Annotated in this window: 21 protein-coding genes, 1 pseudogene and 1 riboswitch; all 22 genes and pseudogenes read left to right on the top strand. The window is 41.1% G+C overall.

Annotated elements, in window-relative coordinates:
• The first annotated feature begins 81 nt into the window (after positions 1–81).
• Positions 82–1,245 carry a M24 family metallopeptidase gene (locus ACO1D1_RS07555; RefSeq protein WP_423335462.1) on the top strand — a complete coding sequence of 388 codons (1,164 nt, stop codon included), beginning with the start codon at positions 82–84 and terminating at the stop codon, positions 1,243–1,245.
• Positions 1,246–1,602: 357 nt separating this feature from the next.
• A complete protein-coding gene (locus ACO1D1_RS07550) occupies positions 1,603–2,907 on the top strand; it encodes an MFS transporter (RefSeq protein WP_149869855.1) in 1,305 nt (434 codons plus the stop codon).
• A 117-nt stretch (positions 2,908–3,024) separates the two neighbouring features.
• A complete protein-coding gene (locus ACO1D1_RS07545; protein ID WP_149869856.1) occupies positions 3,025–3,780 on the top strand; it encodes a sigma-70 family RNA polymerase sigma factor in 756 nt (251 codons plus the stop codon).
• Between the two features lie 57 nt (positions 3,781–3,837).
• A complete protein-coding gene (locus ACO1D1_RS07540) occupies positions 3,838–4,548 on the top strand; it encodes a FadR/GntR family transcriptional regulator (protein WP_149869857.1) in 711 nt (236 codons plus the stop codon).
• Positions 4,549–4,580: 32 nt separating this feature from the next.
• Positions 4,581–5,513 (top strand): methylmalonyl Co-A mutase-associated GTPase MeaB, encoded by a 933-nt coding sequence (meaB, locus tag ACO1D1_RS07535; RefSeq protein ID WP_149869858.1) that lies wholly within the window; start codon positions 4,581–4,583, stop codon positions 5,511–5,513.
• Positions 5,514–5,536: 23 nt separating this feature from the next.
• Positions 5,537–7,246, top strand: a complete 1,710-nt coding sequence (locus tag ACO1D1_RS07530; protein WP_149869859.1) for an acyl-CoA mutase large subunit family protein — start codon at positions 5,537–5,539, stop codon at positions 7,244–7,246.
• A gap of 40 nt (positions 7,247–7,286) precedes the next feature.
• Positions 7,287–7,679 carry a cobalamin B12-binding domain-containing protein gene (locus ACO1D1_RS07525; RefSeq protein WP_149869860.1) on the top strand — a complete coding sequence of 131 codons (393 nt, stop codon included), beginning with the start codon at positions 7,287–7,289 and terminating at the stop codon, positions 7,677–7,679.
• Positions 7,680–7,792: 113 nt separating this feature from the next.
• Positions 7,793–9,187: a phenylacetate--CoA ligase family protein gene (locus ACO1D1_RS07520; RefSeq protein WP_149869861.1), complete on the top strand. Its 1,395-nt coding sequence runs from the start codon at positions 7,793–7,795 to the stop codon at positions 9,185–9,187.
• 62 nt (positions 9,188–9,249) lie between these two features.
• A complete protein-coding gene (fabG, locus tag ACO1D1_RS07515; protein WP_149869862.1) occupies positions 9,250–9,987 on the top strand; it encodes a 3-oxoacyl-ACP reductase FabG in 738 nt (245 codons plus the stop codon).
• Between the two features lie 67 nt (positions 9,988–10,054).
• Positions 10,055–10,246, top strand: a riboswitch (cobalamin riboswitch).
• Between the two features lie 176 nt (positions 10,247–10,422).
• A complete protein-coding gene (locus tag ACO1D1_RS07510; RefSeq protein WP_149869863.1) occupies positions 10,423–11,388 on the top strand; it encodes an ABC transporter substrate-binding protein in 966 nt (321 codons plus the stop codon).
• Positions 11,354–12,413, top strand: a pseudogene (locus ACO1D1_RS07505) (FecCD family ABC transporter permease). Before ACO1D1_RS07510 ends, ACO1D1_RS07505 begins: the two are co-directional and overlap by 35 nt.
• 6 nt (positions 12,414–12,419) lie before the next feature.
• A complete protein-coding gene (locus ACO1D1_RS07500; protein ID WP_423335461.1) occupies positions 12,420–13,886 on the top strand; it encodes an adenosylcobinamide amidohydrolase in 1,467 nt (488 codons plus the stop codon).
• The gene (gene cbiB, locus ACO1D1_RS07495) at positions 13,883–14,848 is read left to right on the top strand and encodes an adenosylcobinamide-phosphate synthase CbiB (RefSeq protein ID WP_423335460.1); all 966 of its coding nucleotides are present in this window, start codon (positions 13,883–13,885) and stop codon (positions 14,846–14,848) included. Before ACO1D1_RS07500 ends, cbiB begins: the two co-directional genes overlap by 4 nt.
• A complete protein-coding gene (locus ACO1D1_RS07490) occupies positions 14,823–15,404 on the top strand; it encodes a bifunctional adenosylcobinamide kinase/adenosylcobinamide-phosphate guanylyltransferase (protein ID WP_423335459.1) in 582 nt (193 codons plus the stop codon). The genes cbiB and ACO1D1_RS07490 overlap by 26 nt, the downstream gene beginning before the upstream one ends.
• A gap of 43 nt (positions 15,405–15,447) precedes the next feature.
• Entirely contained in the window at positions 15,448–16,293 is an 846-nt protein-coding gene (locus ACO1D1_RS07485) for a cobyric acid synthase (protein WP_423335458.1), read from the top strand.
• The gene (gene cobS, locus ACO1D1_RS07480) at positions 16,293–17,084 is read left to right on the top strand and encodes an adenosylcobinamide-GDP ribazoletransferase (RefSeq protein ID WP_423335457.1); all 792 of its coding nucleotides are present in this window, start codon (positions 16,293–16,295) and stop codon (positions 17,082–17,084) included. Before ACO1D1_RS07485 ends, cobS begins: the two co-directional genes overlap by 1 nt.
• Positions 17,042–17,632: a histidine phosphatase family protein gene (locus tag ACO1D1_RS07475; protein WP_423335456.1), complete on the top strand. Its 591-nt coding sequence runs from the start codon at positions 17,042–17,044 to the stop codon at positions 17,630–17,632. The genes cobS and ACO1D1_RS07475 overlap by 43 nt, the downstream gene beginning before the upstream one ends.
• On the top strand, positions 17,604–18,038 hold the full coding sequence (locus tag ACO1D1_RS07470; RefSeq protein ID WP_423335455.1) for a bifunctional adenosylcobinamide kinase/adenosylcobinamide-phosphate guanylyltransferase: 435 nt from the start codon (positions 17,604–17,606) through the stop codon (positions 18,036–18,038). The genes ACO1D1_RS07475 and ACO1D1_RS07470 overlap by 29 nt, the downstream gene beginning before the upstream one ends.
• 13 nt (positions 18,039–18,051) lie before the next feature.
• The gene (locus ACO1D1_RS07465) at positions 18,052–18,636 is read left to right on the top strand and encodes a cob(I)yrinic acid a,c-diamide adenosyltransferase (protein WP_423335648.1); all 585 of its coding nucleotides are present in this window, start codon (positions 18,052–18,054) and stop codon (positions 18,634–18,636) included.
• Complete coding sequence (locus ACO1D1_RS07460; RefSeq protein WP_423335454.1) at positions 18,637–19,131, top strand: ECF transporter S component; 495 nt, start codon at positions 18,637–18,639, stop codon at positions 19,129–19,131.
• Positions 19,128–19,841: an ATP-binding protein gene (locus ACO1D1_RS07455; protein WP_423335453.1), complete on the top strand. Its 714-nt coding sequence runs from the start codon at positions 19,128–19,130 to the stop codon at positions 19,839–19,841. Before ACO1D1_RS07460 ends, ACO1D1_RS07455 begins: the two co-directional genes overlap by 4 nt.
• Before the next feature lie 128 nt (positions 19,842–19,969).
• A partial coding sequence (locus tag ACO1D1_RS07450) for an IS1182 family transposase (protein WP_423335452.1) occupies positions 19,970–21,181 on the top strand: 1,212 nt, incomplete at its 3' end.

The following is a 21,181-nucleotide window of genomic DNA, read 5'->3' as shown; positions in this document are numbered from 1 at the left end:
GTTTGTCAGACAAACACACATGGAAAGGATGTAGTTATGGTGACAACTTTGAATTCAAATAAGCTTCTCTATCAAAATCGAGTGAAAGAACTTCAAGGGAAATTAAAATTTCATAATGTGGCTGCTGCCCTTATTATGAATCCGAGAGATCTTTTTTATTATGCAGGAACTGCACAGCCCACAAATCTATGGATTTCAGATGAAGGAAATCCGATTCTTTTTACAAGAAGAGCACATGAAATGACCAAAAAGGCCACATGGATTGACCAAACATTTGAAGCAAATAGTTTTAAAGATATGATTTCCATGTTGGGTGAGTTAAATAGTATGCCTCCAATAGGTAGTAAGCTAGGAGTGCAAACCGATGTATTGCCAACGAATATCGGTTTAAGTTTGCAAAAGAATTTAAACGGATATGAATTTATCAATATATCGAAGATCATAATGCAGCAAAGGCTTATCAAGGATTCCTTTGAGGTTGAGAGCATTAGAAACTCTATTGATTTATGGAAGCAAGGCCACAAGGCAATCTTATCAACATTAAAAACAGGTATTACCGAATATGAGCTGGCAGCCAGTATGGAGTATGCGGCAAGGAAAAATGGCGGGGACGGAGTGGTTTGGTTTCGACGCTGGGATGGATGCTTGCCTGGCGGCGGCATCGTGACATCGGGTCCAAATGCCTGGGAAGTTTCTGGGCATGCGATGACAGTAACAGGGGTTGGCATGAGCGAAAGCTTACCATGGGGTGCCTCTAAACGGAAAATTGAAAATGGGGATCTTGTTGTAGTTGACTATGGCATTTGCAAGGAAGGTTATCATGCCGATATGGCTCGTACTTATTGTTTAGGGAAACCATCTGATAAACAAATGGATTTATGGAATAGGTTAGTGGAGCTGCATTTAAGTGTAATTGATAAAATAAGACCTGATGTAACGGGAGAAGAACTCTATTTATTTGCCGAACAATTAGCAAAAGAACAGGGCCTGCTTGAAAATTTTATGGGTACAGGAAATAGCCGGGGCAGCTATATTGGTCATTCCATTGGCTTAGAAATTGATGAAGATCCCGTTTTAGGATTAGGTTTTACACAGCCATTACCAGAAGGTGCGGTGATAACGATCGAACCAAAATTTATGATACCAGGTCTAGGTTCGGTCATGATTGAAGATGACATATTAATTACCAAATCAGGTTATGAAATTTTGAGTACACTCAATCGAGAATTATTTTATGTTGATTAAGGAATGTTGCTGGTGACTAAAAATTTAGAATATTCAGTTGACAAATAATATTGAACCCTTTAATATGTAGAGTATAAATGGTCGTTTGTCTGACAAACGGATTAACCTACATAATTTTATCCGCATCTATTCCCATCACGAATCCTGCATCGTTCATCAAGACACTTCAAAAAACAAACCTTTTTATGATTCCTAGATCATCGTTTGTCGGCGCTTTCAATAATTATCATTTTCACAACCAATTGTCAGCGCTTTCAATATTTTTTAGTAAAGGAGGGAAATAGAACCATAAATTAAAAGAATAGTAGATTATTAAGAAGGCAAAGGATAATTGAATAAAGGAGATGGTACTTTTTTATGACAAGACCACTGTCAGGAAATACAGAGGTTAAAGTTCCTGGTCCGAAAATAAATAGGAAGATCAAGGCACGTTGGATTGTCATGTTTTTTATCTTTTTAAGCACAGTCCTTGCCTATACTGATCGCTCTAATATTTCAATTGTTGCCGTCACGATGATGGAGCAATTTGGCTGGAACGAACAACAATTTGGACTTCTTGCATCAGCCTTTTTTGTCGGCTATATTTTGCTGGGAATTCCGGCAGGGTGGATGTCGGACAAATGGGGCGGAGTCAAATTCCTTGCGATTGGGGTAGCACTTTGGTCAGTATTTACGATTCTTACACCTCTAGCCTGGAGTTTTGCATCCATCTTGGTTATTCGATTTTTACTCGGCGTGGGGGAAGCTGTCAATTTCCCATCCCATACCTCAGTCGTTTCCAAATGGTCGCCGATTCATTCAAGAGGACGCTGGCAGGGTCTCAATATGTCAGGGATGGCAATTGGAGTCATGATTACCGCACCGATTACTACATGGTTAACAACAAAATTTAATTGGCATGCATCCTTTTACTTTTTTGGTGCTTTAGGAATTATTTGGGCGATTATTTGGATGAAAATTGCCACCGATAATCCAAAAGACCATCCATTTATCACTCCTGAAGAATTAGAAGAGATGAAGGAAGACAGTCCGGCTAAAGAAACGAAGGATGTCAAAATACCATGGTCAAAACTATTTCGTGTAAAAGAAGTCTGGGGAATTACCTTGATCTATTTCTTTCAAAATTACAATTGGTACTTATATCTGACCTGGCTGCCGGCCTATTTCATGAAGGAAAGAGGCTTTACGATGCTGAAGGTGGGCATATATGGTGCGCTCCCATGGTTAGGCGCATTTATAGCGATGAACGTGGCCGGACTCTTATCTGATCGTTTGTCAAAAAAATATTCTCTTACACAATCAAGAAGAATCCCTATGTATATCTCCTTCTTAGGAACAGCTATTTTTATGGCATTAGGTGCCTATACACCGAATGAATGGGCTGCACTTGCGTATATTACTCTATCAGTAACATGCTTAGGGATTAACTTTACGATGTTTTGGACCTTGCCAATCGATATTGGCCCGAAAACAGCAGGAACTTTATCCGGTATCATGAATACTTCCGGAACAGTCGCAGGCATCATTGCCCCTGCATTAACAGGATTTTTAATTGTTTCTTTAGGATCCTGGCAATATGTTTTATTTTTAGGTGCGGCACTTGCCTTAATTGGTGCCATCTTAACACGTTTCATGGTCTCCGCAAACCAAGTGTTAGATTAAAAGTATAGCAGTTGGTTGGTCAAGAATCATGACAAGTACCGCTCCCCCTTTCATATTATCATAGTGGCGGGAAAATTTAAATTCTTGACCAACTTTTTACAAATAGGAGAGAAAATTATGTTTTTGCTAAATAAAAATATGTTGTCCTATGCAAAAGAAGATAAAAATTTCTTAAATGAATTCATACAGTCTGATGAAGCGAACAAGTTTGTAAAGTATGTCATAAAGGATTATACAAAGTCCCCAGCGAAATTTATGGCTGTTAATAAAGTGGAATGGGAAGATTTGCTGCAATCCGCCTATATTGGTCTTTTTAATGCAATCCGAAAGATGGATTTATCGCTTACTCCGAATGAATGGGTAAGCTATACCTACTTGTCTATTCAGGGGGAATTAAGAAATTATTCACGATCGAATAATTCAAACATGATCGTGATTCCGCAGCGGATTCGTGAGCTGTATCCAAAATATAAAAGCTTTCATAGTGATTATTGGATCAGCCATCAAACTGACCCGTCCATTTCAGAAACGATGAAACACTTTGACATTAGCAAGGACGATGCCTTTGCCCTTGTTTATGGGATGCAGGAATTAATTTATCAAGAATACAAAAAAAATCGCAGCAACTGGGAAAATGAACCATTCTTACAGTTAAGAACAAAAGCTCAAAGTGTAGAGGATCAGGCAATTAATAATATTTTGGTGAACATGTACATGGATTACTTGAATGAAAAACAACGTAAAGTCATCTATCTTCATTATTTTAGAGGATACAGTAAGACGGAGATTTCCAAGATGATCGGCTGTTCTCAGGCTATGGTACACAAACATCTCATGAATGCATTCCATCACATAAGAAAATGTTGTTCGTAAGTTTACTCCCTTTGTCTGACAATCCGACAATACATAAAAAAGGAGAGAGGGATCTGTATGTTTACTGTTATTAATAAAAAGAAAAAGTTTGAAGAAGTGTTAGATCAAATTAAGAAACTGTTAATTACAAAAAAGCTGAAAATCGGTCAGAAGCTGCCTAACGAAATTGAGCTTTCTGAATCGATGGGAATCAGCCGTTCCTCACTCAGAGAAGCGTTTAAGGTTTTGAGTGTTTTAGGGATCATCGAGGGAAAATCGGGTGAAGGAACGATTATTAAGCAGGCTGACCCGGAAAACCTAAAAAATATCATGTCATTAGTTGCCATTTCAAAGGGGCTAAATACGAATGAATTGTTTGAAGTTCGTACCATTTTGGAAATGGGAGCGGTTAAATTTACTGCTGAAAGAAGAAATGAAACGGATCTACAAAGAATCGAAACCATTTTGAAAGAGATGGATCAATTAAGTTACGAGGACGAAGAAGAACAGGCTAAATATGACTTTCTGTTCCATCAATCCATTGTGTCTGCCTCGCAAAATAAAATGCTGCAAATTTTGGTTGAGGTGATTTCAGATTTGCTAGGTGAACAAATCAAAACAACTAGAAGTGAATTATCAAGGTCACCGGAGATATTGAAACGTTTCCAGGAAGAGCATTGGTTAATCTACAAGGCAATTGTGAAAAAGGATTCTGGGGAAGCACAGCGAGTCATTTCTTCGCATTTAACTCGTGCACAAGCTGATATTATTCAAAAAAAGATTGAATAGTCCAATTCTAAATAAGGAGGGCTACTAGGAAAATGCCAAAATGGCTAGAGAAGAAAGACAATCTCACATTAGGGAAAATACTGAAGGAAGTAGAAAATCAAACTGGGCAAAGCACAGAAATACTTAAATCCTGCTACTCCATTGAAAGTAAGGCCCATATTGTTGGGATTACTGGTCCCCCTGGTGCTGGGAAAAGTACATTAGTCAGTAAACTTTGTAAACAATATGCTGCGCAAGGCTTAAAGATTGCTGTGGTTTGCGTGGATCCAACCAGTCCATTTACAAATGGAGCCCTGTTAGGAGATCGAATAAGAATGCAAGAACTTGCCAAACTTCCGAATGTATTTATTAAAAGCCTTGCAACAAGAGGAAATCTTGGTGGGTTAGCTGCTTCAACGGCTGATATTGTCCAGGTCTTTGGTGCATTTGATATGGACCTCATATTAATTGAAACAGTAGGAGTAGGGCAGATAGAGTTTGATGTTTTGGAAGTCTCTGACACTGTCATCCTCGTAAATGTTCCGGGTTTGGGGGATTCCTTACAGACATTAAAAGCCGGGATTATGGAGATTGCTGATATGTTTGTCATCAACCAAGCGGATCGGCCAGGGGCTGATGAAAGTGTGAAAGATTTAAAATTAATGGTAAGGGAATCTGCCAGAAAGGATTGGGATTTACCGATCCTTAAAACGGTAGCAACGAGAGAAGAAGGGATAAATGAATTAGTAGAGCAAATTTATCATCACCAATCCTTCTTGCTGCGTTCAGGCTCATGGAAAGAGAAGCGGCAAACAAGAAATCTAACAAGATTAAATCAAATGGTTTTACATTTGCTAACGACAAAAGTTGATGAACTGACTCAAACAGATGAATTCATCAAGAGCCAGATTCAGAATGTAAGAAGGGGAAATATTGATCCTTTCACGGTTTCACATAAGATTGTCAATCAATTAATCTCAAAATAAAACATTTCTATTTGGAGGTAGCTATGGCAAACAATACGACGGATATAAACCAAAAAAAACTTTTTGATCAAGAGGTCATTCAGGAAATTGAAGCTCAAAAAGAGCGCTGGCAAGAGAATACGGTAAAAGGAAAAGATGGGGAAGGGAACTATTATTCTGATTCTGGGATTCCTATTAATCTACTCTATACTCCCGAGGATATTAAAGATATCGATTACCTGAAGGATATTGGTTTTTCAGGAGAGGCACCATATGTTCGCGGTGTCTATCCAAATATGTACCGTGGAAGGCTGTTTACGGTAAGGCAAATTGCCGGCTTTGGAACACCCGAGGATACGAATGAACGCTTTAAATTCTTATTAAAAAATGGTGCTACAGGAACGAGTGTTGTGTTGGATCTTCCAACCATCCGCGGCTATGATTCAGATGATCCGGAAGCTGAGGGCCATGTTGGTGCTGCTGGGGTTGCGATAGACTCCATTGAGGATATTGAAGCGTTGTATGAGGGAATTCCTATTGATGAAATTTCGAGCAATATCGTCACCCATCTCCCAAGCACAACAGTCGTATTAATGGCAATGTTTGCGGCAATGGCGGAAAAGAAGGGAATCCCCTTAGAGAAACTTTCCGGAACCAATCAAAATGACTTCTTAATGGAAACAGCCATCGGGAGTTCGCTCGAAGTTCTGCCGCCGAAAGCTTCCTTCCGATTACAATGTGATGCCATCGAATATGCAAGTAAAAACCTGCCGAGATGGAATCCGGTCAGCTACAATGGCTACAATTTACGAGAGGCCGGAACAACTGCGGTTCAAGAAGTTGCCTGTGCCATAGCCAATGCCATTGCGACTTCGGAAGAGTTAATCAGAAGAGGAAATAAGATTGATGATTTTGCCAAACGGTTATCATTTTTCTGGAATCTATTTAATGATTTCTTTGAGGAAATTGCTAAATGCCGTGCTTCCAGGCTTGTATGGCATGAAGTGATGAAGGATCGATTTAATGCGCAGCACCCGAAATCCCATCTAATGCGATTCCATGTTCAGACAGCAGGAATTACCTTGACAAAGGTTGAACCGCTCAATAATATTGCCCGGTCTGCGATTCAAGGACTTGCTGCTGTATTAGGCGGTGCCCAGTCCTTACATGTTGACTCCTATGATGAGGCATATTCCGCTCCTACAGAGGAATCTGCCCTTATTTCAATAAGAACGCAACAGATTATCCAAGCAGAAACGAATGTGGTCAATACCGTAGATCCGCTGGCTGGTTCTTATTTTGTAGAAAAATTAACACAAGAAATGGCCCAGCGTATTCGCGATTATATTGCTGAGATCGAATCAAGGGGAGGCTTGGTTTCAGTTGTGGAAACAGGCTGGCTGCACCGTGAAATCTCTAATTTTGCCTATGAAATGCAGAAGGATATCGAGAGTGGCAAGCATAAAATAGTCGGGTTGAATTACTTCCCTACAGAACAAAGCAAAACAAAAGTAGAAGTGTTTAGGTACCCTGAATCAGCCGAGAAACGCCAAAAAGAAAAATTAGAAAAACTCCGTCAAAAAAGAGATCAAGAAAAAGTCGAGCATGCATTGAATGTACTGCGACAAAAATGCCATGAGGATGTAAATCTCATGCCATATATTAAGGCAGCTGTGATCGAATATGCTACTTTAGGGGAAATCGAAGAGGTGTTTCGCGAGGAATTTGGATTATGGCAGTTCCCATTAGCTTAAGTGCTCAGGTCAATCACAAAAGTAAAAGGAGGATTTCTATATGCAAATAAAAGTGGTAATGGCGAAATTAGGTTTGGATATCCATTGGCGCGGTGCGTTAGTCGTTTCTAGAATGCTGCGGGATGAGGGAATGGAAGTGGTGTATTTAGGCAACCAATTTCCTGAACAAATCGTTGATGCGGCGATTCAGGAAGGTGCAGATGTAATAGGATTGAGTACTCTCGGTGGAAACCATTTGACATTAGGACCAAAGGTTGTCCAAATAGCCAAAGAAAAGGGTGTTGATTCCTTAGTAATAATGGGTGGTGTCATTCCAGAAGACGATATTCCATTACTGAAAGATGCTGGTGTTGCAGAAGTATTTGGTCCTGAAACAAGAATTGAAAGTATTGCCGATTTTATCCGATTCAACGTAAAGCACGGCGTTTCCTAAGAATGGAAGGTGGTGAGACTATTCCTCACCACCTTTGGCAGCCAAGAATTTTATTTAGCTATTAAATTTTGAAGTTACGGAAGTCAAATTAAACGTAAAGGGTGAACAATAAAATGCAAAAAACTGCTCTACTGCAGCAATGGCCGCCAAAATATGATACTCAATATATCCCGGATGTGAATGAAAAATTTTGGTATAGAGACATAGAAACCGCTTCGAAAGAGGAACTTGATGAGTTGGTGTTTTATAAATTAAAAAATGTGATGGAGTATGCTTTAAAACATTCAGATTTCTACAAACGAAAGTGGAGTAAAGTAGATTTTCATCCAGATGATATTAAGAGTTTAAAAGAATTTGACCAAGTTCCAATTACGACAAAGGCAGAAGTACGACAAGATTTGCTGGAGAATCAGCCGTTTGGTTCAAATGTTTGTATTCCTTTTTCGGAAGTACATCGGATTCAAGGAACTTCAGGAACAACTGGAAAACCCACTGTCTTTTCCTTTGGCAAGGATGATTGGGAAAGGATTGCCCATCAGCATGCCCGGATTATGTGGAGCTTTGGAATGAGACCAAGTGACTTAGTGTTTATTGCCTCACCACTTAGTCTCTATATCGGAAGCTGGGGAGCTTTAATTGGTGCTGAAAGGCTTGGGGCAAAAACTTTTCCGTTTGGTGCAGGGCAAGCAGGGCAAACAGAGAAAGCTGTATCATGGCTAAGGGAAGTAAAGCCGACTGTGTTTTATGGCACACCTTCCTATGCCTTGTATCTAGCAGAAAAGGCTAAAGAGGCAGGGGTGGACCCTAAAGAATTTGGTTTTAGAATCTTGTTCTTTTCAGGCGAACCTGGAGCAGGAGTTGCCTCGACGAAGAAAAAAATCGAAGAAACCTTTGGCGCGATCTGTATAGACTCCGGGACAATGGCAGAAGTAACGCCATGGATGAGCAATACAGAGTGTGAGCATCGTAAAGGGGTTCATTTATGGCAGGATGTCGTCTATACAGAAGTAGTTGATCAACAGAGCAAAAAACTAGTTCCCTATGGGGAAGAAGGAGTACCCGTATATACTCCATTGGAAAGAACCTCGCAGCCTTTAATCCGCTATTGGTCCGGAGATCTAACGACCTGGACAGATGAGCCTTGTCCTTGTGGGCGTGTCTACCCAAGGTTACCGAAAGGAATTTATGGCCGAATTGATGATATGGTCACCGTACGTGGTGTGAATGTTTATGCAAGTCTATTAGAAAATGTGATTAGGAGAATTGACGGCCTTGGGGAAGAGTTTGTCATGATTGTAACCCGTGAAAATATTATGGATGACGTCACCATTCAGTGTGAGACCGCAGGAACGAGAAGCAACCAAGACCTGATAGAGCAGCTGTCGAAAGAGCTTAAGCGTGAAGTAGGAGTAACATTTAATATAGAATTGTTCCCTATTGGAACATTGGAACGAACTCAATTCAAAGCGAAGCGAGTAATTGACAAGCGTAATTTTAAAGAATCATAAGGTTTTAATAGAATTGTTGACAAATTACTGCTATTTTTCAAATGAACCATTAGGAGGCCATAATGAAACTCGAAGGAAAAGTTGCTATTATTACGGGTGGAGCAAATGGGATTGGCAAAATTACGGCTAAGAAATTTTTGCAAGAAGGTGCCGCTGTTGTCATCAGTGATGTGAATCCAGATGCGGGACTAACAGCAGCCAAGGAACTTGAAGAATATGGTTCGATTGCATTTATTCAATGTAATGTGACAGACTCTAAACAAATCCATTCGATGGTAAATGAAACGATCGATCGGTATGGAAAAATTGATATTTTAGTGAATAATGCTGGAATTACGATTGATGGATTGCTGACAAAAATGGATGAAGAATCATGGGAAAAGGTGATTTCCGTCAATTTATCCGGTGTGTTTAAATGTACAAAGGAAGTAGTTCCAAAGATGATAGAACAGGGATCGGGTGTGATTCTGAACGCATCCTCGGTAGTTGGAATTCACGGCAACATCGGTCAAACGAATTATGCAGCCACAAAGGCTGGTGTAATAGGCTTAACGAAAAGCTGGGCGAAAGAAATGGGACCAAAAGGCATAAGAGTGAATGCCGTTGCCCCCGGATTCATTGTCACTGACATGACGGCAAAAGTACCGGAAAAGATACTAGATCTAATGGAAAGTAAAACACCTTTACGCAGGTTGGGAAAACCTGAAGATATTGCCTCTGCCTATCTGTTTCTAGCTTCAGACGATGCGGGGTATATTAATGGAACTATCTTAAGTGTAGATGGCGGCCTTGTCGTTTAGAGAATCAACACTGTCAAACAAACTTATATACAAATAATATAATTTATATCATAATGAAGTTAACAAAAAATGAATAATGGAAATAGGTGCTAGTGAGTCAGTAACGACTTTTAGCTTAAAAGGGAAGTTGGTGAAAAACCAACGCGGTCCCGCCACTGTAAATGGGAGCAGCCTATATTTTGTCACTGTCTATTTGGATGGGAAGACATAGGATGCGATGATCATGAGCCAGGAAACCTGCCTAATTCTTGTGCGCCAATAAACCTACGAGGATAGGGAGGTGTTGAGGCTAGTGCCCTATTACTTTTTACGAGTAATGGAAATCTAATCGTACCCAACATCTTCATTAATATGGAGATGTTTTTTTATTGCCACAAGCAGAACTTCTTTTTTGTTGCTTACATAATAACTACACAGAAAGCAGGGAGAAGAAACATGAAGAAATGGTATTCACTATTGTTCGTCGTACTTTTAACATTAGGGGTCTTAGCAGGATGCGGGGAAAAGCAAGAGCAAGTTAAAGAGGACAAAACCGCGGGTGTTGAGAATAAAACAGAAGCAGCATTCCCAGTAACGATAAAGGATGCTGTAGGCAATGAAGTTGTCTTAGAAAAGAAGCCTGAAAAAATCGTCTCTTTGATCCCAAGTAATACAGAAATCGCCTACGCGTTAGGTGCTGAGAAAGAAATTGTCGGTGTTTCTGATTTTGATAATTATCCTGAAGAGGTAACGAAAAAAGAGAAAATTGGCGGTATGGAAGTGAATCTTGAAAAAATAATCTCTTTACAGCCTAATTTAGTATTAGCCCATGCCTCTACTGCACATAATTCGGAAGCTGGCCTACAGCAATTAAAAGATGCCGGAATAGCCGTTCTTGTTGTGAATGATGCACAAAATTTTGACCAAGTGTTTGATTCAATCAGTATGATTGGTAAAGCGACTGGAGAAACGAAGAAGGCGGACGAGCTTATACAAGGGATGAAGGACAAAATAGCGGATATTAAGGAAAAAGCAAAGAACATAAAAGAAAAGAAAACTGTCTTTATTGAAGTATCACCCGCTCCAGATATTTTTACAACTGGGAAAAATACGTTTATGAATGAAATGTTAACCATGATTAATGCCGAGAACCTCGCAAACGATCAAGAGGGCTGGATCAAGCTTGATCAAGAAGAAATCATTAAACGAAATCCGGATGTAATCATCACTACATATGGCGGCTATGAAGAGACAAAACCAGCTGAGCAAGTGTTAAGCAGAAAAGGCTGGGAAAATGTCAACGCCGTAAAAAATAAGCAAGTAATCGACGTAGATTCTGATCGGGTGACACGCTCAGGCCCTAGAATCGTTGAAGGAGTAGAAGATCTTGCGAAGGCTATTTATCCAGAAGTTTTTAAATAATAAATATGTAGCTTTTGCACTGGCAGGGATTTTCCTGTTAATTTCCGTACTGCTAGGAATCGCCATCGGAACTGTATCAGTTCCGATGGGGACGATTATTCACATTATTATAGCTAAGCTATTTGGATTACCATCACTTGACACAATCGACGCGATGCATACGAGTATTGTGTTGAATATTCGCCTGCCAAGGGTGATATTAGCGGGTCTTGTGGGGGCGTCCCTTGCCATTGCGGGGGCGGCATTTCAAGGGCTGTTAAGGAATCCGTTAGCAGATCCGTATACATTAGGGGTCTCATCCGGCGCTTCCGTCGGTGCCGTTCTGACGCTGTTCTTTAATCTATCTATCCCATTTATCGGGATATTCACCTTGCCATTACTCAGTATCCTATTTTCTTTTTTGACCATTTTCCTCGTTCTTGCTTTTGCCAGGAAAATTGAACGGTCCATGAGAGTAGAAACGATAATTTTAACAGGAATTATTTTTAGCTCCTTTTTAGGTGCATTTATTTCTCTTTTGATTGCACTAACCGGAGATGAGTTACGGCAAATTATTAGCTGGCTCTTAGGAAGTGTATCGATGAGAGGCTGGGAATACATAAAAATTATTTTACCGTTTTTTGTTATTGGGTCGGCCATCCTGATGCTTAATGCAAAGGAATTAAATGCGATGTCGTTTGGGGAAGAACGGGCACACCACCTTGGGGTCAATGTTCAAAAAAAGGAAGCTCATCATTTTATCAGCCGGTTCAATTTTAACAGGAGCTGCAGTTGCCGTTTCCGGAACGATTGGATTTGTTGGGCTGGTCATTCCCCATCTTTCAAGAATCTTGTGGGGGCCAGACCACCGTTACCTCCTTCCCTTATCGATTCTGACAGGAAGTGGGTTCTTAATTTTAGCCGACCTTCTGTCGCGGACCATTATTTCACCTACTGAATTACCAATTGGGGTGATAACGGCTTTAATTGGGGCACCGGTATTTGCGGTGATCCTGCTGCAGAGAAAAAGGATGGAAAGAAGTTGATAGAAAATGCTCAGTGTTCAGCACGTTTCAGGTGGATATGGAGATGAGTCTGTATTAAAGGACATTACGTTTGATGTAAATCAAGGGCAGTTGTTCGGGGTATTAGGGCCAAATGGCAGCGGAAAAACAACTCTGTTAAAAATGATTAGCGGGATCTTGCCGATTAAACAGGGTGAGATTTATATTAGTGGAAAAAAGCTGCAGGAATATGGCATTAAGCAGCTTGCGCAAATGGTGGCGGTTCTTTCCCAGCACTCTTCCCAAAGCTTCTCCTATACAGTTAAAGAAACCGTATCACTTGGGAGATATGCGCATCAAAAGGGCTGGTTTCAAACCTGGTCGGAGGAGGATGAAGCGGTCGTCCAAAGGGTAATGGACCAGACCGGCATTTCCTCCTTTCAACATAAAAATATACAGGCGTTATCAGGCGGTGAAAAGCAAAGGGTATTCCTTGCCCAGGCACTTGCCCAAGAACCGGAAATCCTGCTGTTGGATGAACCGACAAATCACTTAGACTTATCGTATCAAAAAGAATTGTTAGACCTTTTAAAGCGATGGACGATGGACAAAGGGTTAACGGTAATCTCGATTTTCCACGATTTAAATCTTGCTGGTTTATACTGCGACCGTTTGCTCCTGCTCGAAAAGGGGACCATCAATATCAATCATATTCCTAACGAAGTTCTGAAAGAGGACCGAATCAGGGACGTGTATCATACAAAAATTCAAAAGCATCCCCATCCAAAGGTGGCTGCGCCGCAAATGGTGTTACTGCCCGATGTAAAACAGGAAATGGAGCATCTTGAAATCACAGAAGCAATGGTAAGCGTTTCAAATGAGTTTATCGAGCTTGAATCTCCCGTACCTTTAAGAACCATGTCTTCGGGCGTGGTTGGCTCAGGGACGGGCTGGCACCAAACATTTGTCAATCGGCATGTGAGTAAGGACTATAATTGTGATGATCACCGGGCGGAGATGGCTGACTTTTTAACAGCAAACGGATTTGAACCGTCGGCAACGGTTGGCATGATGACAGCGGTGTTCCTTGAGGATGTGTGTTACCAGCGATTCGAACAGGAGGATTTCTCGATCTTTGTGGTCGTTACCGCCGGGGTGGGGAACGCAATTGATGCGTCGAAAAGTGAGCAGCATGACTATCTAATGGCCCCGGGAACGATTAATACGTGGATTTTCGTTAACGGAGAATTAACAGAGGAAGCCTTTATTCAAAGCATTATGACCGCAACGGAAGCAAAAGTAAAGGTAATGCATGATCTGGAGGTACTTGATAAAGTTACTGGGACCATTGCTACCGGAACTTCAACTGATAGTATTTTAATTGCAGCCACACAAACAGGTAAGGTGTTGGAATATGCCGGGACGATTTCCTCATTAGGAAAGGTAATCAGTAAAGCTGTGTATCAGTGTACGGCTGAGGCCATTCACAAATCGAGAAAAAGGAAACGAACATGATTGTCTATCACTTAGTAGCCATTACGATCGCTTATTTCATTGATTTGGTTGTTGGAGATCCTCCTGATTGGCCGCATCCGGTTAGATGGATAGGAATGATGATCTCCTCTTTGGAAAAGCGTTGGAATCACGGAAAGTCTAAACGATGGAAGGGCGTTTTGATGCTCCTTTTTGTCTTACTGTTCGTTTTTTCTATTGTGATGATTGTGGTTTTAATAGGATACAAGATTCATCCACTTGTAGGGGTTGGTGTGGAAAGTGTAGTCATAGTGACAACCATTGCACAAAAAAGTTTAAAGGAAGCAGCACTTGAAGTCTACCAGCCTTTAAAATCTGGGGACATAGTGGAAGCCAGAACGAAACTATCCTATATCGTCGGCCGTGATACGGATCAACTGGATGAAAGTGAAATCGCAAGGGGAACGATTGAAACGGTTGCAGAAAATACGAGTGACGGCGTGACAGCCCCTTTGTTTTGGGCCCTAATTGGCGGTGCACCGTTAGCGATTGTTTACCGTGCCACGAATACGTGTGACTCGATGGTAGGGCATATGAATGAAAGATATCAAGCGTTTGGCTGGGCATCCGCGAAATGGGATGATGTGATGAATTGGATTCCAAGCCGCCTGACAGGAATGATCATGCTGCTTGGAAAACGTCCGGAAAGAACAGACCACAAACAAGCATGGACGATTTTGTTCCGGGATGCGAAAAAGCACCCAAGTCCAAACAGCGGCTGGGGTGAAGCTGCGGTTGCCGCTCTACTAGGCATTCAACTCGGCGGCAGAAACTATTACAAAGGGATGGTCTCTAACCGGGCAAAAATGGGAGATCCGCTTGGTCCTATTCAGTCAGACCATATCTTAAAGACCAACGCTATTTTAGCGAGAACAGTTTTCTTATTTTTACTATTATTATGGCTTGGAGGGATGCTCGTTGAATGGGCCATATCACGATTCTAAAACTGTAAATGGCGACGTGGGGAGAATGGGAGCATCAACCTTCATTTTTATTACCGGGGGTGTACGAAGCGGAAAAAGCAGTCACGCTGAATGTCTGGCAATCGATATGGCTCGGAAAACAGGAGGGCAGCCCACCTATATAGCCACCGGTGTTCCGTCTGATCCGGAAATGCAGCACCGGGTTGCGATGCACCAGAGAAGCAGGGATTCCGGGGTATTTCGCTGGAAAACCATTGAAAAGCCTATTCAAATTGGAGCACTTGCCAATTCCATTTCTGACAAGGATATTGTTTTACTAGATTGTGTTACAACACTATTGAATAATGAACTTTTTTCTTCTGAACAAACGTGGAACGAGTCCTATTTAAAAACGATTAAACAAGATATTTTGACAGGGATTATGTCGATAAAAAGTCGTGCCGGCGCAATGATTGTCGTCAGTAATGAGGTATTAAACGAGCTCCCGATTGCTTCAGAACTTGTCTTTTCATATAGCCGCTTGCTGGGAAAGATCCATCAGGATTTAGTGAAGGAAGAACAGACAAGGCAATTTTAGTGGAAGCCGGGATTCCACTCGTAATGAAGGAGGTTGTGGCACGATGAAAGGAATCATGATACAAGGTACGGCTTCGGATGTGGGCAAAAGTTTAGTCGTTACGGCATTGTGTCGGATTCTTGCAAATGAGGGAGTGAAGGTCGCCCCGTTCAAATCACAAAATATGTCGAATTATTCGCATATCATGATTGATGGAATGGAGATGAGCCGGGCTCAAAGAATTCAAGCAGAAGCTGCTCGAATATGCCCGACAGTTTGGATGAATCCGATTTTATTAAAACCAAGGTCTAATCAAACTTCAGAGGTGGTTTTTCTTGGTAAAGTAATTGAAACCTTTTCCGGCAGGGAGTATCGCGAACAATTTTATGAAAAAGGGATCGAAATAATTAAGGAATCCCTCAATCAATTAGAAAGTGAATATGAAATGGTGGTAATTGAAGGGGCTGGCAGTCCAGTTGAACTTAATTTAAGCGATCGCGAAATAGTCAATATGAAGGTTGCTGAACTGGCGGATGTCCCGGTGGTACTTGTAGCAGATATCGACCGAGGTGGAGTGTTTGCCAGTATTATTGGCACACTTGAACTGTTAAAACCTGACGAGAGGCAAAGAGTTCGAGGTATCATCATAAATAAATTTCGTGGAGATCTTACGTTATTTGCGGAAGGAATTACACTGCTAGAAGAAAAAACAGGAATTCCTGTATTAGGTGTTTTGCCTTTTATCGAAAACCATATGATAGAAGTCGAGGATTCGCTATCGAGTGAAATAGAAATGACAGTTGAAGTAGGTGGCTCGGATGAAAAATATGAAAAACTTGCGGCTGAAATGAAACGCCACCTTAAATGGGATCAGCTGAAAGAAATCATCCATCATTGTGGGAATAAATAATGATTACATTCTTTAAAGGATTCTTGATCAACTGTCAATTTTTTACGGCTGTGCCCATTCCCATAGAACTCCCGATGGACCGGGACCATCTAAGGAAGGCCGTGCAAACTTTTCCACTATTAGGTTTATTTCAGGGAATCATCTATGCATGTCTATTTTATGCTTTTCATGAATGGACTCCTTTTTCTCATTTAGCAGTTACGTTTATCCTTTGGCTGGCGATGATACTTCTGACGGGGGGCATTCATTTAGATGGCTGGATGGATGCGAGTGACGCTTATTTTTCCTATCAGAATCCGGAAAAAAGATTAGAAATCATGAAGGATCCTAGAACAGGTGCATTTGGCGTCCTATCACTCGTCATTTTATTAAGCAGCAGGTTTTTATTTATTTATGAAAGTACTTTGAATGTTGAATACGTCACGTACATCTTAATCATGGGTATCCCCTTTTTAAGCAGGAGTGTCATGGGTGTCCTGCTGTTAACGGTAAGGTCAGCAAAAAATGAAGGATTGGGCTCATTATTTCAAAGTGCGGCAAAGCCAAAAAGTTTATCGATCTACCTGCTCTACATGTTTATTTTTCTCCTGGTCATACTGTTAGTGGAAAAAAGCAGTTATCTTTTTGCAGTATTAATTGCAGTTGCGGTGGCTTGTGTGTTCATTTTCCGCTGGAAAGCTGTGAAATGGTTTGGCGGGATTACCGGGGATGTAGTCGGAGCTTCTATTGAAGGGACGGAGGTAATTCTATGGATGACCGTGTGGTTATTGCATTATTTCGTCATGGTGTAACAGAAGAAAATAAGCGGAAAGCCTATTTAGGCTGGAATGATTCGCAACTATTGGCTGAAACTAGAAATCAGTCGCCGTTAAAAAGCTATGAGTCCTATTTTAGCAGTGATTTGCAAAGATGCCTTTCTACATTAAACCTATTTTTTCCTAATCAAAAGCCGATCATATTGGAAAATTTTCGCGAAATGAATTTCGGTGACTGGGAAGGGCTGACATATGAGGAATTGAAAGATAACGAGCATTATCGTCAATGGATTTCCGATCCGGTGAATATCTTTCCGCCAAAGGGTGAAGCGTTTCACGAGTTTACTAACAGGGTTCAGAATGGCTGGAATACGATGATTCACACGGTTCTTACTCAGCAGCTAAAAAACTGTGCTGTTATTACTCATGGCGGTGTTATAAGATACCTCTTATCCGAATATGCACCGGAAGAGAAGGAATTTTGGAGCTTTCAGGTTCGGCATGACCAGGGGTTTGAGCTAATTTTTACGAGAGAGGCCCTAAAAGGGGGAGACGATGCACTTCATTACTGGAGGTGCCTTTAATGGCAAACGATCATGGGTAAGCAAGAATTATGGTGTGAAAATAGAAGGACAATGGTTATCTGCATATAATGGCATTCGATTTCCAGTCAATTTATCGGATGTCAATCATGATGTGATTGTTTTAGAGGGAATCGAGTTATGGGTGAAAGAGTTAACGAAGCAATATGATTCCGGCCGCTGCCGGGAAATTTGGAACAGATATCTAGCTGATTGGCTTTCTTGGGAACAGGAAAAGGCTGAACGAAAAGTAATTGTGATTGGGACCGATATAACCAAAGGAATTGTTCCAATGGAAGAAGAAAATCGCGTATGGCGCGATGTAACGGGATGGGCCTATCAGGATCTTGCAGCGATATCAGCCAAAGTCGATGTAATCTGGTATGGATTAAACCAAACGATTAAATAAGGGGGAAATAATGATGAGAATTTATACAAGAACAGGCGACAAAGGGAAAACAAGTATTATTGGCGGCAGGGTAGATAAAGATGATACAAGGGTGGAAGCATACGGAACGGTTGATGAAGTAAACTGCTTTGTCGGGCAGGCCATTCAGGAACTCGATCAAGAAATTTTCAAAGATGTATTGAATGATCTTGAAAAAATACAACACGAATTATTCGACTGTGGCGGTGATCTTGCAAATGTGACGGAAAAGCGCGAGACAAAGCTTCATCAAGAATCAATTGATTACTTAGAACAAAAAATTGATGAATATATTGCAGAGGCACCGGAACTGGAACGATTTATTTTACCTGGCGGGACGAAGCCTTCAGCCTCCATTCATATTTCAAGGACGGTTACTCGGAGAGCGGAACGATTAGTGGTAAAACTGATGAAAGCAGATCCGAAAACACCTGAATTATCATTAATGTACTTAAACCGCCTTTCTGATTATTTCTTCGCTTTAGCCAGGGTCATAAATTGCCGGCTGCAAGTTCGAGATGTGGAATACGTACGTAGTGCAAAAGTATTCAGGGATGGGAAGCGCAAGGGGGACCGGTAGATGAAACGTAAACTGGTAAGCTGGCTGGCCATGTTTACGGCATTATCCGCTGTAGGGGCAGCGATAAAAATTCCTGCGATTGTTGGCAGTGTCGCATTGGATATTTTCCCGGCCCTTTTAGCAGCGGCCCTGCTTGGCGGGGGTGCTGGAGCCATCGTTGCTGCCTTTGGTCACTTATTATCTGCTCTTGCAGGTGGTTTTCCATTAGGTCCGATGCACTTTTTAATCGCAGGAGAAATGGCTGTGCTGGTCTGGTTGTTTGGTATGCTTTATCGAAAGAGCCATAAGATTTCGGCTATTGTGCTCTTTATCTTGGGAAATGCCATTGTTGCGCCGCTTCCGTTTATTTTATTAATGAATATCGGTTTTTATTTGGCCATCGTTCCATCCTTGCTTGTCGGTTCAATCATAAATACGGGATTCGCAATTTTAGTGATCCCGCGTCTTTCCTCCCTGTTCTCGGTTCAAGGTGTGAAGCATGAGGCAAAATTATGAGAGATATCATAACTGTCCCGCTTGCTGAGGATGCGCTAATTATTGCTTGTGATAATAGTGGTGCCATTGGCATGAAGGAACAGGATCTTGTTCATGTTCCATACGAAACGGTTGCCTATTATTCCTTTAGAGTTGCGGTAATGGAATGTATTGCAGCAGGGGGACAGCCGATTTCTGTTGTGCTTCAAAACTTTTGCGGAAATGAACCTTGGAAAGAGCTGGTTAGGGGCATCGAAAAAGGCGTAAATGAACTAGGATTACAGGATGTTTTCATTACAGGGAGCACGGAAAGTAATTTTTCCATGCTGCAATCGGCAGTTGGCTTGCTTGTTGTTGGCCGCAAGGTTCTGGATAAAAAAACAGAGCTGTTGTTTTCAGATCATCTGAAACTGGCGATTATTGGCTTACCTTTGATGGGAAATGAAGTGATTGCCCAGCATGATCAAATTGTGCCACTTTCCGTATTTCAGAAGATAAACAATCTGAAAGATGTGATGATTTGGCCGGTTGGTTCGAAAGGGATCTTATCCGAGTTGAATCAAATATTTGTTAATAAAAGGTTTGCAGCGGATAGGATCAGCAGCGATGTTGATCTGCTAAAGTCATCTGGTCCGGCAACATGCTGTATTGTTGTTTATTCGGATGATCAGGATGAAAATATCAGGAGCATAGCAGGGCGATTTTTCCATTCTATAGAATTAGTCTTTTAGACGGCACAAAAAAAGAAAAAGCACGCCGATAAGGCGTGCTCAGACTGTCGACAAATTCGAATAAATTCGGAGTTGTTGGCAGTCTTTTTTGTATAATTAAGATAATAAATTTTATTGGGGTGAATGAAATGCTAACTAAAAATACACAGATGAATCGTGACCAAATAGAAATGATAGCTTTAGAACAACTTGTACCTGCGGACCATTTGGTCCGAAAGATTGAGGCTGCTATCGATTTTTCTTTTATCTATTCTCTTGTTCAAGATATGTATTCATCTGAACGAGGACGTCCGAGTATTGACCCCGTTGTATTAATAAAGATGGCTTTTATCCAGTATACCTTCGGTATTCGCTCCATGCGTAAGACTATAGAAGAAATCGAAACCAATATTGCGTATCGTTGGTTCCTAGGCTTTGGTTTTTATGATAAGGTCCCTCACTTTTCAACGTTTGGTAAAAACTATGAGAGACGTTTTAAGGATACAGATTTATTTGAACAGATTTTCTATCGTATTTTGAAAGAAGCCACAGACAAGAAGCTGGTTAGTAGTGAACACGTATTTATTGATTCAACACACGTAAAAGCAAGCGCAAATAAGCGTAAATTTGAGAAGAAGATTGTTCGTAAAGAAACAAAAGCCTATGAATCTCGCCTTAAGGACGAAATTAATGGTGACCGTGAAGAACATGGTAAAAAGCCTTTCCCACCAGACAAATTTGAAAAAGAAGAACACAAGGAAATAAAAGAAAGTACCACGGATCCAGAGAGTGGCTACTACGTAAAGGACGAACGGACGAAGCAATTTGCCTATTCTTTTCATGCAGCAGCTGATAAAAATGGTTTTATCCTAGGGGCAATCGCAACTCCCGGTAATGTTCATGATAGTACGATGTTAGAACCTCTCCTTGAAAAGGTAATTGAAAACTGTGGTAAACCTGAAGCTGTTGCAGCAGACGCTGGATATAAAACACCCGCTATTGCCCAATACTTAATAGAAAGCGATATTCGCCCTGCATTACCTTATACACGCCCTCGTACGAAGGAAGGCTATTTGAAAAAACACGACTATGTTTATGATGAGCACTATGATTGCTACATATGTCCGGAAGGACAGGTTCTTAAATATAGAACCACTACTAAAGAAGGGTATCGTCAGTACATCTCCAATCCTATTCAATGTAAGGATTGCCCGCTTCTATCTCAATGTACTCAGAGTCAAAATCATCAAAAGCTCATTCAAAGACATGTCTGGGAAGAGTATCTTGAGGAAGCTGAACACCTTCGACACACAGAAGAGAATAAATCTGTTTATGCACGTCGTAAAGAAACGATTGAACGT

The sequence above is a fragment of the Neobacillus sp. 19 genome (genome assembly GCF_049463095.1).
Lineage (GTDB): Bacteria > Bacillota > Bacilli > Bacillales > Cytobacillaceae > Neobacillus.
The sequence above is the reverse complement of the archived record's forward strand: the minus strand, read 5'-3'. Positions and strand labels throughout refer to the sequence as shown.

Excerpts from the sequence above, each read along its gene's own strand:
- ACO1D1_RS07550 (WP_149869855.1), top strand. The coding sequence starts at position 1,603 with ATGACAAGACCACTGTCAGGAAATACAGAGGTTAAAGTTCCTGGTCCG.
- ACO1D1_RS07545 (WP_149869856.1), top strand. The coding sequence starts at position 3,025 with ATGTTTTTGCTAAATAAAAATATGTTGTCCTATGCAAAAGAAGATAAA.
- ACO1D1_RS07540 (WP_149869857.1), top strand. The coding sequence starts at position 3,838 with ATGTTTACTGTTATTAATAAAAAGAAAAAGTTTGAAGAAGTGTTAGAT.
- meaB (WP_149869858.1), top strand. The coding sequence starts at position 4,581 with ATGCCAAAATGGCTAGAGAAGAAAGACAATCTCACATTAGGGAAAATA.
- ACO1D1_RS07530 (WP_149869859.1), top strand. The coding sequence starts at position 5,537 with ATGGCAAACAATACGACGGATATAAACCAAAAAAAACTTTTTGATCAA.
- ACO1D1_RS07525 (WP_149869860.1), top strand. The coding sequence starts at position 7,287 with ATGCAAATAAAAGTGGTAATGGCGAAATTAGGTTTGGATATCCATTGG.
- ACO1D1_RS07520 (WP_149869861.1), top strand. The coding sequence starts at position 7,793 with ATGCAAAAAACTGCTCTACTGCAGCAATGGCCGCCAAAATATGATACT.
- fabG (WP_149869862.1), top strand. The coding sequence starts at position 9,250 with ATGAAACTCGAAGGAAAAGTTGCTATTATTACGGGTGGAGCAAATGGG.
- ACO1D1_RS07510 (WP_149869863.1), top strand. The coding sequence starts at position 10,423 with ATGAAGAAATGGTATTCACTATTGTTCGTCGTACTTTTAACATTAGGG.
- ACO1D1_RS07500 (WP_423335461.1), top strand. The coding sequence starts at position 12,420 with ATGCTCAGTGTTCAGCACGTTTCAGGTGGATATGGAGATGAGTCTGTA.
- cbiB (WP_423335460.1), top strand. The coding sequence starts at position 13,883 with ATGATTGTCTATCACTTAGTAGCCATTACGATCGCTTATTTCATTGAT.
- ACO1D1_RS07485 (WP_423335458.1), top strand. The coding sequence starts at position 15,448 with ATGAAAGGAATCATGATACAAGGTACGGCTTCGGATGTGGGCAAAAGT.
- cobS (WP_423335457.1), top strand. The coding sequence starts at position 16,293 with ATGATTACATTCTTTAAAGGATTCTTGATCAACTGTCAATTTTTTACG.
- ACO1D1_RS07475 (WP_423335456.1), top strand. The coding sequence starts at position 17,042 with ATGGATGACCGTGTGGTTATTGCATTATTTCGTCATGGTGTAACAGAA.
- ACO1D1_RS07470 (WP_423335455.1), top strand. The coding sequence starts at position 17,604 with ATGCACTTCATTACTGGAGGTGCCTTTAATGGCAAACGATCATGGGTA.
- ACO1D1_RS07465 (WP_423335648.1), top strand. The coding sequence starts at position 18,052 with ATGAGAATTTATACAAGAACAGGCGACAAAGGGAAAACAAGTATTATT.
- ACO1D1_RS07460 (WP_423335454.1), top strand. The coding sequence starts at position 18,637 with ATGAAACGTAAACTGGTAAGCTGGCTGGCCATGTTTACGGCATTATCC.
- ACO1D1_RS07455 (WP_423335453.1), top strand. The coding sequence starts at position 19,128 with ATGAGAGATATCATAACTGTCCCGCTTGCTGAGGATGCGCTAATTATT.